At 73.3% G+C, this 14961-nt stretch carries 14 protein-coding genes; 8 read left to right on the top strand and 6 right to left on the bottom strand.

Translation table 11 applies throughout. The features are described from left to right. Positions 1-852, bottom strand: a complete 852-nt coding sequence (locus OHS33_RS08975; protein WP_330329844.1) for a class I SAM-dependent methyltransferase — start codon at positions 850-852, stop codon at positions 1-3. Positions 853-1200: 348 nt separating this feature from the next. On the opposite strand from OHS33_RS08975, the gene rpsA reads away from it, so the two are divergent. The 4 genes from rpsA to OHS33_RS08955 all read left to right on the top strand — a co-directional run bounded on the left by rpsA (position 1201) and on the right by OHS33_RS08955 (position 5029). Next, the gene (gene rpsA / locus OHS33_RS08970) at positions 1201-2724 is read left to right on the top strand and encodes a 30S ribosomal protein S1 (protein WP_330329843.1); all 1524 of its coding nucleotides are present in this window, start codon (positions 1201-1203) and stop codon (positions 2722-2724) included. Positions 2725-2907: 183 nt separating this feature from the next. After that, positions 2908-3846, top strand: coding sequence for a PAC2 family protein (locus OHS33_RS08965; RefSeq protein WP_330329842.1), 939 nt, complete (start codon positions 2908-2910; stop codon positions 3844-3846). Between the two features lie 57 nt (positions 3847-3903). Then, positions 3904-4512, top strand: coding sequence for a dephospho-CoA kinase (gene coaE, locus OHS33_RS08960; protein WP_330329841.1), 609 nt, complete (start codon positions 3904-3906; stop codon positions 4510-4512). 145 nt (positions 4513-4657) lie between these two features. After that, positions 4658-5029 carry a tetratricopeptide repeat protein gene (locus OHS33_RS08955; RefSeq protein WP_330334971.1) on the top strand — a complete coding sequence of 124 codons (372 nt, stop codon included), beginning with the start codon at positions 4658-4660 and terminating at the stop codon, positions 5027-5029. A gap of 55 nt (positions 5030-5084) precedes the next feature. On the opposite strand, the gene OHS33_RS08950 is transcribed toward OHS33_RS08955, so the two are convergent. Together OHS33_RS08950 and OHS33_RS08945 are read right to left on the bottom strand one after the other, a co-directional pair. Further along, positions 5085-5357 carry a DUF6343 family protein gene (locus OHS33_RS08950; RefSeq protein WP_330334970.1) on the bottom strand — a complete coding sequence of 91 codons (273 nt, stop codon included), beginning with the start codon at positions 5355-5357 and terminating at the stop codon, positions 5085-5087. Positions 5358-5426: 69 nt separating this feature from the next. Then, positions 5427-6071 (bottom strand): hypothetical protein, encoded by a 645-nt coding sequence (locus OHS33_RS08945; RefSeq protein ID WP_330329840.1) that lies wholly within the window; start codon positions 6069-6071, stop codon positions 5427-5429. Between the two features lie 591 nt (positions 6072-6662). Between OHS33_RS08945 and OHS33_RS08940 the strand changes: the two genes are divergently transcribed. Together OHS33_RS08940 and OHS33_RS08935 are read left to right on the top strand one after the other, a co-directional pair. Continuing rightward, entirely contained in the window at positions 6663-9536 is a 2874-nt protein-coding gene (locus OHS33_RS08940) for a DEAD/DEAH box helicase (protein ID WP_330334969.1), read from the top strand. Next, on the top strand, positions 9533-10747 hold the full coding sequence (locus tag OHS33_RS08935) for a hypothetical protein (RefSeq protein WP_330329839.1): 1215 nt from the start codon (positions 9533-9535) through the stop codon (positions 10745-10747). The genes OHS33_RS08940 and OHS33_RS08935 overlap by 4 nt, the downstream gene beginning before the upstream one ends. A gap of 47 nt (positions 10748-10794) precedes the next feature. Here OHS33_RS08935 and OHS33_RS08930 read toward each other — a convergent pair whose 3' ends face one another. After that, positions 10795-11337, bottom strand: a complete 543-nt coding sequence (locus OHS33_RS08930) for a hypothetical protein (protein ID WP_330329838.1) — start codon at positions 11335-11337, stop codon at positions 10795-10797. 190 nt (positions 11338-11527) lie between these two features. On the opposite strand from OHS33_RS08930, the gene OHS33_RS08925 reads away from it, so the two are divergent. Then, on the top strand, positions 11528-12151 hold the full coding sequence (locus tag OHS33_RS08925; protein ID WP_330329837.1) for a chaplin: 624 nt from the start codon (positions 11528-11530) through the stop codon (positions 12149-12151). Here the strand turns inward: OHS33_RS08925 and OHS33_RS08920 are convergent. Then, positions 12127-12813, bottom strand: coding sequence for a DUF2293 domain-containing protein (locus OHS33_RS08920; RefSeq protein WP_330329836.1), 687 nt, complete (start codon positions 12811-12813; stop codon positions 12127-12129). The genes OHS33_RS08925 and OHS33_RS08920 overlap by 25 nt on opposite strands. Before the next feature lie 243 nt (positions 12814-13056). On the opposite strand from OHS33_RS08920, the gene OHS33_RS08915 reads away from it, so the two are divergent. Then, positions 13057-13494 carry a cupin domain-containing protein gene (locus tag OHS33_RS08915; RefSeq protein ID WP_443065269.1) on the top strand — a complete coding sequence of 146 codons (438 nt, stop codon included), beginning with the start codon at positions 13057-13059 and terminating at the stop codon, positions 13492-13494. On the opposite strand, the gene OHS33_RS08910 is transcribed toward OHS33_RS08915, so the two are convergent. After that, positions 13458-14897, bottom strand: a complete 1440-nt coding sequence (locus OHS33_RS08910) for a WGR domain-containing protein (protein WP_330329835.1) — start codon at positions 14895-14897, stop codon at positions 13458-13460. The genes OHS33_RS08915 and OHS33_RS08910 overlap by 37 nt on opposite strands. Positions 14898-14961 lie beyond the last annotated feature (64 nt).

Genomic DNA, 14961 nt, shown 5'->3' with positions numbered 1-14961 from the left:
TCAGCCGCGCTCGCAGACGAAGATCGCGGTGCCGGGGATCAGGTTGCCGCGCAGCGGGGACCAGCCGCCCCACTCCTGGCTGTTCCAGGCGGGCCACTCGGGCTCGACGAGGTCGAGGAGACGGAACCCGCCCGCGACCACGTCCCGGACCCGGTCGCCGAGGGTGCGGTGGTGCTCCACGTAGACGGCGCGGCCCTGCTCGTCCTGTTCGACGTAAGGGGTCCGGTCGAAGTAGGAGGCGGCGACGGAGAGGCCCTCGGGCCCGGGCTCGTCGGGGAAGGCCCACCGGATGGGGTGGGTGACGGAGAAGACCCAGCGGCCGCCGGGCCGCAGCACGCGGTGCACCTCGCGCATCACGTTCACCGGGTCGGCGACGAAGGGGACCGCGCCGTAGGCGGAGCAGGCGAGGTCGAAGGAACCGTCGCGGAAGGGCAGGTTCCCGGCGTCGGCCTCGACGAGGGGGACGTCATCGCCGATCCGCAGGGCGTGCTGGAGCTGGCGGTGGGAGAGGTCGAGGGCGACCGGCCGGGCGCCCTGCGCGGCCAGCCAGCGCGAGCACTGGGCGGCGCCCGCGCCGATCTCCAGGACGTCGAGCCCCTTCAGGGAGGCGGCCGGCCCGAGCAGGGCGGCCTCGGCCTCGTCCAGGCCCTCGGGACCCCAGACGAAGCGGTCGTCGCCGAGGAAGGCGCCGTGGTCGCTCTGGTACTCGTCGGCGTTGCGGTCCCACCAGCCACGGCTCGCGCGACTGCTCTCCGCTTCCCCGGCGGCACGGCGCGTGGCCTCGGCGTCGTCGTCGCCGGCGGCCGCTTCCGCTTCGTACGCTTCTTCGGGGTCGTAGTCCTCTTGGTTCATGGGGCCCGTCGTCGTAGTCTTCGAAAATAAGGCAGGGAGCCGGTCATCACGGGTTCCCCGCCTACGAATTGTGCCGGGTAAATGGCGTTCTGCCCCGGGTGTCCGCCTTCGCGCATTGACCCTGTCCGGCTGCCCCCGTATGCTACAAGTTGCGCTGCGAGCCTGTGCTCCTCAGACCTAGCAGGCTGCGCTCGCATCTGTTGCAGTCCCCTCGGTTTTCGAGGCTCCCGCCGCTCTTCGAGCGTTCTGGAGACCTCCTTGGCTGTCCGGTCATAGGCAGATGGCGATAAGGGCTCCCGGCGTAGCAGTACCTACGACTTTCTGTCCGTAACCGGAGCCCTTTCCCACATGACGAGCAGCACCGAGACCACCGCCACCACTCCTCCGCAGGTAGCGGTCAACGACATCGGCGACGCGGAAGCTTTCCTCGCGGCGATCGACGAGACGATCAAGTACTTCAACGACGGCGACATCGTCGACGGCGTCATCGTCAAGGTCGACCGGGACGAGGTTCTCCTCGACATCGGTTACAAGACGGAAGGCGTGATCCCGAGCCGCGAGCTCTCGATCAAGCACGATGTCGACCCGAACGATGTCGTCAAGGTCGGCGACGAGATCGAGGCCCTGGTTCTCCAGAAGGAGGACAAGGAAGGCCGTCTCATCCTGTCCAAGAAGCGCGCTCAGTACGAGCGTGCCTGGGGCACGATCGAGAAGATCAAGGAAGAAGACGGCATCGTCACCGGTACCGTCATCGAGGTCGTCAAGGGTGGTCTCATCCTCGACATCGGCCTCCGCGGCTTCCTGCCGGCCTCTCTCGTCGAGATGCGTCGCGTCCGCGACCTCCAGCCCTACGTGGGCAAGGAGCTCGAGGCGAAGATCATCGAGCTGGACAAGAACCGCAACAACGTGGTCCTGTCCCGCCGCGCCTGGCTCGAGCAGACCCAGTCCGAGGTTCGCCAGACGTTCCTCACCACCCTGCAGAAGGGTCAGGTCCGCTCCGGCGTCGTTTCCTCGATCGTCAACTTCGGTGCCTTCGTGGACCTGGGTGGCGTCGACGGTCTCGTCCACGTCTCCGAGCTGTCCTGGAAGCACATCGACCACCCGTCCGAGGTTGTCGAGGTCGGCCAGGAAGTCACCGTCGAGGTCCTCGACGTCGACATGGACCGCGAGCGCGTCTCCCTGTCGCTGAAGGCGACGCAGGAAGACCCGTGGCAGCAGTTCGCCCGGACGCACCAGATCGGTCAGGTCGTCCCGGGTAAGGTCACCAAGCTGGTTCCGTTCGGTGCGTTCGTCCGTGTGGACGAGGGCATCGAGGGTCTGGTCCACATCTCCGAGCTGGCCGAGCGCCACGTGGAGATCCCGGAGCAGGTCGTCCAGGTCAACGACGAGATCTTCGTCAAGGTCATCGACATCGACCTTGAGCGTCGCCGGATCTCGCTGTCGCTGAAGCAGGCCAACGAGTCCTTCGGTGCCGACCCGGCCTCGGTCGAGTTCGACCCGACGCTGTACGGCATGGCTGCCTCGTACGACGACCAGGGCAACTACATCTACCCCGAGGGCTTCGACCCCGAGACCAACGACTGGCTCGAGGGCTTCGACTCCCAGCGCGAGACGTGGGAGCGCCAGTACGCCGAGGCGCAGGTCCGCTTCGAGCAGCACCAGGCGCAGGTCATCAAGAGCCGCGAGGCCGACGAGGCCGCCGCTGCCGAGGGCGCTGCAGCCCCGGCCGCCGGTGGCAGCACCGGTGGCGGCACGAGCAGCCTGTCCGGTGGTTCGTACTCCTCCGAGGGTGCGGACGAGACCTCCGGCGCCCTGGCGTCGGACGAGGCCCTGGCGGCGCTGCGCGAGAAGCTGGCCGGCGGCCAGAGCTGATCGCAGCGCATGGCAGTGCGCTCCGGCGCACGGCTGAGCTGAGCTGAACGACGAGGCCCGTCCCCTTCGGGGGGCGGGCCTCATCGCGTTTCTCCCCGATCAGCGGCCAACTGGTCAACTGGGGAATGGCGGCGCTTCCTTGAACGTTCTTGGCAGAGAACGAGACGAAGGGGAGTGGTGACGGTGCTTGATCCGCAAGGGCTGTACGAGTGGGATGCGAAGGGTCTGGCCGTGGTGGACCTGGCGCTCGCCCAGGAGTCCGCCGGGCTGGTCATGCTCTACCACTTCGAGGGGTACATCGACGCGGGAGAGGCCGGCGAGCAGATCGTTGAGCGGCTCCTGGACGCGCTGCCCCACCAGGTGGTGGCCCGTTTCGACGCGGACCGGCTCGTGGACTACCGGGCCCGGCGTCCGCTGCTGACCTTCCAGCGGGACCGCTGGAGCGACTTCGAGGCCCCCGCGCTGGAGGTCCGGCTCGTCCAGGACGCCACCGGCGCGCCGTTCCTGCTGCTGTCCGGTCCCGAACCGGACGTGGAGTGGGAGCGCTTCGCCGCCGCGGTGCAGCAGATCGTGGAACGTCTCGGCGTCCGCCTCTCGGTGAACTTCCACGGCATCCCGATGGGCGTCCCGCACACCCGCCCCGTCGGCATCACCCCGCACGGCAACCGCACCGACCTGATGCCGGGCCACCGCAGCCCCTTCGACGAGGCGCAGGTGCCGGGCAGCGCGGAGTCCCTGGTGGAGTTCCGGCTCGGCCAGGCCGGACACGACGTCCTGGGTGTCGCCGCGCACGTCCCGCACTACGTCGCCCGCTCCTCGTACCCGGACGCCGCGCTGACCGCCCTGGAGGCGATCACGGGCGCGACCGGCCTGGTGCTGCCGAGCGTGGCGCACGCGCTGCGCACCGAGGCGCACCGGACGCAGACGGAGATCGACCGGCAGATCCGGGAGGGCGACGAGGAGCTGGTCAACCTCGTGCAGGGCCTTGAGCACCAGTTCGACGCGGCGGCCGGGGCCGAGACCCGGGGCAACATGATCGCGGAGCCCGCCGAGATCCCCTCGGCGGACGAGATCGGCCGCGAGTTCGAGCGGTTCCTCGCGGAGCGCGAGGGCGAGGCGTAGGACCCGGGGGGCGGGCCGTACGTCGGCGCTCCAGGGGCGGGGGCTAGGCTGCGGGCCATGTTGAAGGTGGGCCTGACGGGCGGAATCGGTGCCGGTAAGAGCGCGGTCTCACGACTGCTGGCGGGGTACGGGGCGGTGATCGTGGATGCCGACCGGATCGCGCGGGAGGTCGTGGAGCCCGGTACGCCCGGACTCGCCGCGGTCGTGGCCGCCTTCGGGGAGTCCGTACTGGCCCCCGACGGCACCCTCGACCGGCCGAGGCTCGGCTCGATCGTCTTCGCCGACCCGGAACTCCTGAGCACCCTGAACGCGATCGTGCACCCGCTGGTGGGCGCCCGTTCGGCCGAGCTGGAAGCGGCCGCGGGGCCCGACGCGATCGTCGTGCACGACGTACCGCTGCTCACGGAGAACGGTCTGGCACCGCTGTACGACCTGGTCGTCGTCGTGGACGCGGCGCCGCGGACCCAGCTGGCCCGGCTGACCTCGCTGCGGGGTATGGCCGAGGACGAGGCGCGGGCCCGGATGGCGGCGCAGGCGACCCGGGAACAGCGACTGGCGGTGGCCACGCTGGTCATCGACAACGACGGGCCGCTCGCGGCGCTGGAACCGCAGGTGCGCAAGGTGTGGGAGGAACTCACCGCGCGCGCGGCGCAGCCCCGCGCCTGAACGGCCTCCTGAGCGGCCTCCTGAACGGCATCCTGAACGGGCTTGGAACCGCGGTGCGTTGAAGGCGCCCGGAGAGGGAAGGAAACACATCGTGTCCGACACCACGCCGCCGTCCCCGTCCGCCCCGGAGCCCGCACCGGAGCCGGTGCCCGGGCCCGGCTCCGTCAGCCCGGAGACCCATGTCATCGACTTCCGGGCCGCCGAGCAGCTGCTCGCCGCCCGGGACCCGAGGGGCGCCGTGAAGCTGCTCGACTCGGTGATAGCCGCCCACCCGGAGAACACCGCCGCCCGGCTGCTGCGCGCCCGGGCCTTCTTCGCGGCCGCCCAACTGAGGCCGGCGGCACTGGAGTTCGAGCTGGTCCTGGAGCGGGAGCCGGACAACGCCTTCGCGCACTTCGCGCTGGCCCGTACGCACCAGCGGGCCGGTCAGCCGGAGCGGGCCCGCCGACACTTCCGGCTCGCCGCGGCCCTGGACCCGCAGCCGGAGTACCTCCAGGCGGCGGGGTTCGAGGAGTAGGTCCGAGGGCTCGGTTCGAGGACTGGGTTCGAGGACTCGGTCCGAGGAGCAGGTCCTACCCGCGCTCGTACCAGCGGTGCGGCGGTTCGTACGGCGGTACGTCCGGGCCCGGCTGGTAGTGCGGGCCCTGGTGGATGTGGTGCACGATCATCGCCATGTCGACGCCGACCAGGAGCAGCAGCGCCCCGCAGGCCGCGGCCCAGGCGGGCTGCCCGGCCACCGCGAAGGCGGCCGTGCCGGCGGCGGCCCAGACCAGCCCCCACACGCTGAGCCAGAACCGCAGCCGCAGCGGACTGCGCGCGGTCACCGGCTCGTTCCCGGAACGCATGGCCATCGCCTCGGCTCTGTCGCCCGACCGACGTTCCTCCCGTCCGTCCATGGTCCCACGCGCGGCCCGTCAGGGGTTGAGCTTGTTCACCGCCGTGGTGGTGGTCTTCTTGAAGGCGGGGACGGGGGCGTCGGCGAGGACCCCCATCTGCCCCCACTTCACGACGGTCACGGTGGAGCCGTCACGCCCGATGCCGTAGAGGTGGACACCGGGCTCGGAGTCCGGGACCGAGGTGTGCACACCGTAGACGTGCGCCCCCTCCTCGACGGGGAGCGTGCCGTAGTCCTGCCAGGAGGCCGTCCCGCCCGGGTTCGCGCGCCGCCAGTCGGCCGCGCAGGCCGCCACCTCGCGCTCCAGGGCGGCGGCCAGCCTCTCGGCCGCCGCGTCGGAGGCGGTGCGCACCGAGACCTGGACCGCGCTGGTGTCGAGGTCGGTGCCGAAGGCGCGGTGCGCGCTGCCTGCGGCGGGCAGTGCGGCCTCCAGGCAGAACGGGGCGGGGTCGGGGAGGCCCTGGGTGACCTTGCCCTGGGTCCACGGGGAGGTGGGGTGCGGGGGCATGTCGCGGCTGGTGAGGAAGCCGGGGGCGGGGGCGGTGGGTGCGGGTGCGGTGGCGGCCGAGGCGGACGCGGCCGCGGACGCGGTGAGCGCGAAGGTGAGTGTGAGTGCGGCTGTCGCGGTGAGGGCGGTGGCTGAGGCGGTGACGCGTCGGAACATGGGCGGACTCCCTCTGCAACGGTCTGTGCGGACAGCCATACCCCGGTCGCGCACCGGTGATGCGAAGGTCAATCCCGCAGGTCAACGGCATTGTCAGTGCCCCCACCTAGACTCGTTGGCAGTGACATCCCGCAGTCGTGGGTTCGCAGGAGTGAGGGAGGGGGGAAGGCAGTGGAACATTCGCCGCGTGACCGCGCGCTCGCCGCGCGGGCGCTCCGGGCGGCCGCCGCGGTCCGTGCCGCGTCGGCCGCGACCGCCGAGCGAGCAGCGGGCTCCCGTGGCGTCCCCCCGGGCTCCCCTGGCTTCCCCCCGGGCGCCGCGGATTCCCCGGGCTCTGCGGGCCCCTCGGGTGCTTCCGGCTCCGTGGGTTCCTTGGGCTCTGCGGGCTCGCCGGGCTCCGTGGGGTCCCGGGGCTCTGCGGAGTCTGCGGGGTCTGCGGGTCCCTCGGGCGCCTCCGGCTCCGTGGGTTCCTTGGGCCCTGCGGGCTCGCCGGGCTCCCGTGGCTCCGTGGGCTCCCCGGGCTCCGTAGGGTCCGGCGGGACCGGGCGGGGCCGTCCTGTGGCGTCCACGCAGCGGCAGCGGCAGCCGCAGCTGCGGTCGCAGACCGGGGGGCGGGCTCGGCCGGGTGCTGCGCTGCTGTGTCACGCCGCACTCTTTCTGCCCGCCGCCGTGCCCCGGCAGGGGCGGATCGCCTTCTGGTCGCCGTCGGGCGATGAGCTGCCGGATCCCGCGGACCTCCTCGGCCTTCCCGGCGCGGTCCGCGAACCGCTCGGCGCCGTCCGCCCCGCGGGAGCCACCCTGCGGACGCGGACCGTCCCCGCGCTCGTCCTCCCGCTCAGCGCCGCGCTCCCGCTGCTCGCCGTGGCCCCGCGGCATCCCGCCGCCCACCCGGCCACCCGGGCCTGGGGCACCGCCGCCCGGCAGGCCCTCGCGCTCGCCGCGCGGGGCCGGCTGCTCCCCGGCCTGACCCCGGACGGCTTCGACGCCTGGCGCGTGGGCCCCCTGGACACCGAGGACATCGCCTACCTCCGCGCGGTCGCCGCCGCCCTGCCCTACGAGGGGTACGCCGCTCCGCTGCCCGGGCGCCGCCCGCTGTCCCTGCCCGAGCCGGAAGCCCTGGTCCGCGCCTTCCTCGACGCCGTCGCGGACACCCTGCCGCGGACCCCGGCCGCGCCGGTCGCCGCCGGTCGCCCCTTCGCCTCGGCCGAGCCGCAGCAGGTGTCCGGCCTGCGGGAGTGGGCCGCGCAGGTGGCCGCCGGGGCCGACGCGGGGGTGGGGATCTCGCTGCGGCTCGACCTCTCCTCGTACCGCCTCTTCGACGCCGAGGAGGGCGCCGCCCAGGACACCGACCAGGTGCGCCGGGCGGGGGCGGCCGTGGTCCAGGTGCACAGCCTGGCCGATCCGACGCTGGTGACCGACGCGGGCGCGCTGTGGGCGGGGGTGGCCACCGACCGGTTCGGCCCCCGGGCCCGGGTCGAGGCCGTGCTCGCGCTGCGCCGGGCCGCCCGGGTGTGGCCGCCGCTGCTGCGGCTGCTGGACCAGCCCGTGCCCGATGTGCTGGCCCTGTCGGACCCCGAGCTGGAGGACCTGCTGGGCGCCGCCGCGACCCGGCTCGGCGCGGCCGGGGTGAGCGTCCACTGGCCGCGGGACCTGGCTCGTACGCTGAGCGCGAGTGCCGTCGTACGGTCGACCGCGCCCGGTTCGGCCACCGACGGGACGGCGTTCTTCGACGCGGCCGGGCTGTTCGCCTTCTCCTGGGAGCTGGCGCTCGGCGGGGACCGGCTGACCCCCGGCGAGATGGACGCCCTCGCCCAGGCCCACCGGCCGGTGGTGCGGCTGCGCGACCAGTGGGTGCGGGTCGATCCGGAGCTGGTGCGCAAGGCCCGCAAGCGGGATCTGGGGCTGCTGGATCCGGTGGACGCGCTGGCGGCCGTACTGACCGGCGAGGCCGAGGCCGAAGGGGAGACCGTGCCCGCCGTCGCCGTGGGCGCGCTGGCCGAGCTGCGGGACCGGCTGACCGGGGAGCTGGTACCCCTGCCGCAGCCGCCCGGGCTCCACGCCACCCTGCGCGACTACCAGGCGCGCGGGCTGGCCTGGCTGGACCTGATGACCTCCCTCGGCCTCGGCGGCTGCCTCGCCGACGACATGGGACTGGGCAAGACCGTCACGCTGATCGCGCTCCACCTGCACCGGGCGCGCCCCGAGCCGACCCTGGTGATCTGCCCCGCGTCCCTGCTGGGCAACTGGCAGCGGGAGATCGAGCGGTTCGCCCCCGGTGTTCCGGTGCGCCGGTTCCACGGGGCCGGCCGCAGCCTGGAGGGCCTGGCGGACGGCTTCGTCCTCACCACCTACGGGACGATGCGGGCGAGCGCGTCCCGGCTGGCCGGCCAGGACTGGGGGATGGTCGTCGCCGATGAGGCGCAGCACATCAAGAACCCCCATTCGGCGACCGCGCGGGCCCTGCGCACCATCGGTGCGCCGGCCCGGGTCGCGCTGACCGGCACCCCCGTCGAGAACAACCTGTCCGAGCTGTGGGCCCTCCTCGACTGGACCACCCCCGGGCTGCTCGGCCCGCTGACCGCCTTCCGGGCCCGGCACGCCCGGCCCGTGGAACACCAGCAGGAGGAGGACGGCGGAAACGAGGAGGCGGTGGCCCGGCTGGCCGCGCTGGTGCGGCCGTTCCTGCTGCGCCGCAAGAAGTCGGACCCGGGGATCGCGCCGGAGCTGCCGCCCAAGACGGAGACCGACCACCCCGTCTCGCTGACCCGGGAGCAGGCCTCCCTCTACCAGGCCGCGGTGGACGAGGCGATGGCCGTGATCGAGGCGAGCGAGGGCATCGAACGCCGCGGCATGATCATGAAGCTGCTGGCCTCGCTCAAGCAGATCTGCAACCACCCGGCGCAGTACCTCAAGGAGGAGCGGCCCCGGATCCCGCACCGCTCCGGCAAACTCGCCCTGCTGGACGAGCTGTTGGACACGATCGTGTCCGAAGGCGGTTCGGTGCTGGTCTTCACTCAGTACGTGACGATGGCCCGGATCCTGGAGCAGCACCTGACGGCCCGCGGGATCCCGGTCCAGCTGCTGCACGGCGGCACCCCGGTGCCCCGCCGCGAGGAGCTGGTCGACCGCTTCCAGGACGGTGAAGTCCCGGTGTTCCTGCTGTCGTTGAAGGCGGCGGGCACCGGCCTGAACCTCACCCGCGCCGGTCACGTCATCCACTACGACCGCTGGTGGAACCCGGCCGTGGAGGAACAGGCCACCGACCGGGCCTACCGCATCGGGCAGACCCAGCCCGTCCAGGTCCACCGGATCATCGCGGAAGGCACCGTCGAGGACCGCATCGCCGAGATGCTGGAGGCCAAGCGCGCGCTGGCCGACGCGGTCCTCGGGTCGGGCGAGACCGCGCTGACCGAGCTGACCGACCGTGAACTCGCCGACCTCGTCTCCCTGCGCAGGCGCTCGTGATCACCGCACGCGACGATCTGCGCCGCACCTTCGACTCCCTGCCCGCCGGGGCCGAGGCCGTGAGCTGGTGGGGGCGGGCCTGGGTGGCCGCGCTGGAGGGGCTCTCCCGGGACTCCGCACGCCTCGGGCGCGGGCGGACGTACGCCTATGACGGGCACGTCGATGCGGTGACGGTCACCCCCGGGCGGATCGTGGCGTACGTGCGGGGCAGCCGGGCCCGGCCGTACCGCACGGAACTGGCCCTGACCGCCTTCACGGAGGAGGAGTGGGACGACCTGCTGGAGGACACGGCCGCGCAGCCCGCCGCCCTGGCCGCCCTGCTGGAGCGCGAGATCCCGCAGTCCCTGGCCGGGCGGCTACTGCCGCGCGCCGGGGACCTCGTACCGCACTGCTCCTGCCCGGACGCCGGACTCCCGCCGTGCAAGCACGCCGCCGCGCTCTGTTACCGCGCGGCCCGGCTGCTCGATGAGGACCCGTTCGTCCTGATGCTGCTGCGCGGGCGGGGCGAGCGGGACCTCCTCGACGAGCTGACCCGCCGCAACGCCGCCCACGCCGCCCGCGAACAGCCGGAAGCCGCGAGCGACTTCCCCGGCGTCCCCGCGCGCGGAGCCGTGCACCGCACCGCCCTCCCGCCGCTGCCCGCCCCGCTCGACGCGCCGCCCGTGGGCGCCGCCCCCGCCTACCCGGGGGAGCCGGGCGCGCCCGATCCGCTGGCCCTGGACCAGCTCGCCGCCGACGCCTCGGCGCGCGCCCACGCACTCCTGGCCACCGGCGAGGACCCGATCGCGGGGCTGACGCTCTGGCAGGACGCGGTCCGCCTCGCCACGGCCCAGCCGGCGACCTCGGGTCTGGCGGCCTCGACCCGCGCCCTGTACCGCGATCTGGCCGCCGCCACCGGCCGCTCCCCGGGCGACCTGGCCCGCGCGGTCGCGGCCTGGCGCCAGGGCGGCCGCGCCGGGCTGCTGGTGCTGGAGGAGGAATGGGATCCGCCCGCGGGGCCCTTCGACCGCGCCCGCCCGGCGCTGCTGGCGGCCGAGCAGGGTTCCTTCCGGCCCCGCCGCAACCACCTCAGCAGTCGTGCCTCCCAGCTCCGCCTCGGCCGCGACGGCCTCTGGTACGCCTACGAGTCCGACCCGGGCCAGGAGGACTGGTGGCCCTGTGGCCTCCCGTCCCCCGACCCCCTCGCGGCCTTGGCCTCCGCCCGCCGCTGACGGCGGCGGCGGGAGACGGGCGGTCGTGGCCGGGCGGCGCCGGGGGCTCAGGCCGTGGGCAGTGAGGCCGCCCAGCGGGTGAGGGTGGCGAAGTCGCGTTCGCGCAGGCCGCGGCGGGGGTGGATCCGCAGGAGGAGGGACGGGGCCGGGTGGTGGGCGCGGGCCCAGGCGCGGTCCCGTGCGGTGATCATGTCGTCGACCCAGGCGAAGGGCCGCCCGGCGGCCCAGTCGAGGAGCGGCCGGGTCTTCCAGTAGAGCCCGTCGGGGTCGTGGGCGAACAGTTCCGGCCATTCGATGACGGGAAGATCACTGGGTAGTCCGATGTGCGGGGCGATCATCGTGTTGGCCTGGTGCATCCAGGTGGTGGCCCAGGCGAGTTCGAAGGGCAGGGCCTGGAGCCGCGGGCCGTGCGTGGGGTGCAGGCGGACCCGCAGTCCCCGCCGGGCGCTCGCCGAATCCGGGTCGCGGCGGGCCATCCAGAGGGCTGGGCGCATCCGGTGCGTGGTGTATCCACGCAGCCCGGCGAGGCGCGACCGGAACGGGTTGAGCGGGCCGTCCACATCGAGGAGCAGCAGCGGTCTGTCCATCATGAAGTACGGACTACCCAGTACACGATGGAGTGAAATGCCTACCGGCGCTATAACCCGAATGGGTTTGGCGCGTTGTTCCCGGTACGGGTGCAACGCCCGTGAACTCTTCCGGAAGGCAGGGAAACTGATGCGACGCAGTCGTCGAAATGGCTTGATCGCGGCGGTGGTTGCGGGAGGTGGACTGGCTGCCGTGAGCGCGGGTGGCTTCGCCTACGCCGACGCGGACGCGGGCGGGTCGGCGCAGCGCTCGCCGGGGCTGCTGTCGGGGAACCTGGTGCAGCTGCCGGTGCACGCCCCGGTGAATGTGTGCGGGAACACCGTGAGCGTGGTGGGCGTGCTCAACTCCGCCGCGGGGAACCGGTGTACCAACGCGGGACCCGGCGAACATCCTGATCCGCGGCCCTCGCATCCGTCGGGCCCGTCGTCCTCGACGGGCCCCTCCCGGCAGGGTGCCGGGCACGGCGGGGGAGCGGTCGCGGAAGGGCGCGGAAAGGATTCGCCTGGCCTGCTGTCCGGCAACGGGATCCAACTGCCGGTCGATCTCCCGGTGAACATCAGTGGCAACGCGGTGAGCGTGGTCGGAGCCGGGAACTCCGCCGCGGGCAACACCTCGGTCAACGGGACCCCGCCCAGCGGCGCCAAGCCCGTCCAGCCGCCCGCGGCGGTACGCCCGGTCACCCCGCCCGCGCCGCCCCGGGCGACGGGTCCCGCGCTGGCCCACACCGGCGCCGACGGGCTCGGCTACCTCCTGCCGGGCAGCGCCGCCCTGCTCCTCGGCGGGGCCCTGCTCTACCGCCGGTCCCGCACGAGCTGAGGCGGGCCGGCCGGGCCGGGGCGCCAGGAGGCCAGGACCGCCTCGATCCGCGGAGCCAGCCGCGCGCGGGCCTCGAACCGCGGGACGCCCGCCATCAGCAGGGCGTCGTACTCCGTGTCCTCGTGCCGCACCGCGGCGCGCACCGCGACCGAGACGGCCTGCTCGGACAGGGCCCGGCCCGCCGCGCTACGGCCCACCCGCCCGCTGCCCCGGACCGAGGCGTGCGCCGCGATCGCCAGGGCGCGGTCGGGCGGGCAGCCGGGGAACAGCCGCGCGATCTCGGCGGCGAAGAGCGCCGTGAACCGGGTGTCCTCGGCGGCCCGGCGCACCCGGTCGCGGGCCCGGCGCCGGGCCCGCGCCTCGGCGTCCACGAGGCAGGCGGCCTCGGCCCGGGCGAGCGCGTGCTCCTCGACCAGCAGGCCCTGGCGCTCGTGCCGGCGCCGGCGCTTGTTGAACCGGACCACCACCGCGCACAGCGAACTGCCCGTCCTGGCCCGGCGGGTGAGGGCGGCGTCCCCGCGCGGGAGATAGACGAGGTGCCCGAGATCGGCGCAGTCCAGGCAGCGGGGAACACCGGACTCGCGGACGAGGTGCGGGAGCGGGCCGTGCCCGCACTCCGCGCAGCTGATCCGCTTGAGTGGCTCGAACACGACGAGGTCCATACAGAGGTGATACCGCCCCCGCGTCCCTCTATCACCTTGGAGCGCCCGGCAGTTGCCGTTCCGGGAATCCTTTCCGGTCAACCTGACGCCGTCATACCGTGGAGGGCTCGAAAGGCGCTCGTCCGTGCCTGGAGGGGGAGCGCGGAGGGGGAGCACATGGTGGGTGGCCTGAAGCCGGTCGTCAGGGGCACGGAGGCGGCGTTCAGAGCGAGGGTCCCGGCCCCCGCCCCGCCGAGAGATCCGGTGCGGATACGTCCGGCGGCCGTGCCGCCGACCCTGGCCGGATCACCAGCCCTGACCGGATCACCAGCCCTGGCCGAATCACCGACCCTGGCCGGATCGCCGGCTCTGGCCGAACTCGTGGAGCGGGAGATAGTCATAGCGCCGGGCGGTTCCACCGGCTGGCACTTCCACCACGTCCCGCTGCACGCCGTCGTCCGGTCCGGGACGCTCACCCGGTTCCTGCACGACGGCACGGTCGAGGTCAACGAGGCCGGGGCGCGCTTCATAGAGCGCGGTGGCGCCGAACACGTCCACCTCGGCCGCAACTTCGGCGACGATCCCGTCGTCCTCCGCGTCACCTACGCCCTTCCCGAAGGCCTGCCCCTCTCGGTCGACGCCCCCGCGCCCCGCACGCGCCCCGCTCAGACCAGGCGGCGTATCTCCCCGCGCACCCGGTAGAAGCCTCCAGGAGCCGGATGCAGCCCGTCCACCACATACCGGGCCCCCGCCTCCCGGATGCCCCGCGGGAACTGCACGTTCCACGAGGGCTCGAAGCCGCCCGACACCACCTGCACCCGCATGCGGCCGCCCTGCTGGACGCACTCGACCACTACACCGCCCGCGGGCGCCACCGTCACCGTCGCCACCGCGGCGGGCGACGCCGCCGGGGTGAACACGGGCAGGGCCGCCGCCGACTTCACGTCCATCGCGGTCGGCACCGAGCCCTGCTGGGCCGCCGCGATCGCCGCCTCGCTCGCGTCCACGCACACCAGCGACCCGTCGGTGGTCACCAGGTACAGCCGCTCGTCCAGGTACTGCATGGAGAGCGCCGAGCCGCTGCCGGTCCCCAGCTTCCACAGCCGCCGCCCGTCGGCGTCGAAGCAGTACACCGACGAGGACGAGTCGCCCGCGAAGACATGCCGGCCGTCGGGCGAGGTCGCGCAGGAGTACACCGATCCGTCGCACCGGTAGGTGGCCTCGACGGCCCCGGTCGCTTTCGACAGCCGCTCCACGGTGTACCGCGAGGTCCCCGCGAACACCGCGCGGTCCTCCTGCCAGCCGAAGAGCACCTGGCCGTTGGTCGGGGTGTGCCACAACTCCCCGGTCCCGTCCGGCGCATACGCCGTCACGCCCGCGCTGTGCCCGTGGTAGACCGCGTCCCCGTCCGCCCGGACCATCCAGCCGTTGGACCCCGAGGACTTGCGCGACCACTGGAACTCGTCCTCGTGGTCGATGACGGTCAGGCCGCCGTTGCGGTCGGACACGGTGAGCACGCCCTCGCGGATGTCCAGCCAGAAGATGTCCACGTCCGCCGCGATGTCGTAGGCCCCGAACGGGACCTTCGACGACAGGTCGTACACCGTGCCGTCATCGCAGCCCGCATAGATCCAGAACTCGTCCGCCACCAGGCACTTGACCCCGTCCGGCAGCGAATAGCGGGCCAGCACCTCGCCGCCGTGGCTCAGCGTGTAGACGTCCCCCGCCTGGTTGCCGACCCAGCAGCGGTCCTCGTCCACATGGATCCCGAACGCCGAGGCCCCCGTACGGAACCGCCACAGCACCGGCGCCACCGCCCGCGCGGTCGAGGGCGCCGAGGTCACCTGGCGGCGCGAGACCGCACGCGCCGTCCGCTGCCCGCGCACGGCCGGGGCGTACCCCTTGCGGACCTTCTCCCCGACCTTCTTCGCGGCCGCCGCCCGCGCCTTCTCGACGGTCGGGAAGGAGGAGTTCTGCAGCTGTCCGTCCGCCCCGATCCGGCCGTAACGCACCGAGACGGCCGTCCCGTCGACGGTCACCTCATAGAACTTGTGCGCGCCGCCACCGTCCTGCGACAGCTCCAGATACGTCGTCTCGCGAGCCATGACAGACCCCTCCCCAAGGCCGGGCCGACGGCACTTCCGCGTCGGTGATCCCTTGTTGAGAAAC

This window comes from Streptomyces sp. NBC_00536, assembly GCF_036346295.1.
In the GTDB taxonomy this organism is placed as follows: domain Bacteria; phylum Actinomycetota; class Actinomycetes; order Streptomycetales; family Streptomycetaceae; genus Streptomyces.
Note: the sequence above shows the minus strand (reverse complement) of the source record. Positions and strands in the feature narration are given on the sequence as shown.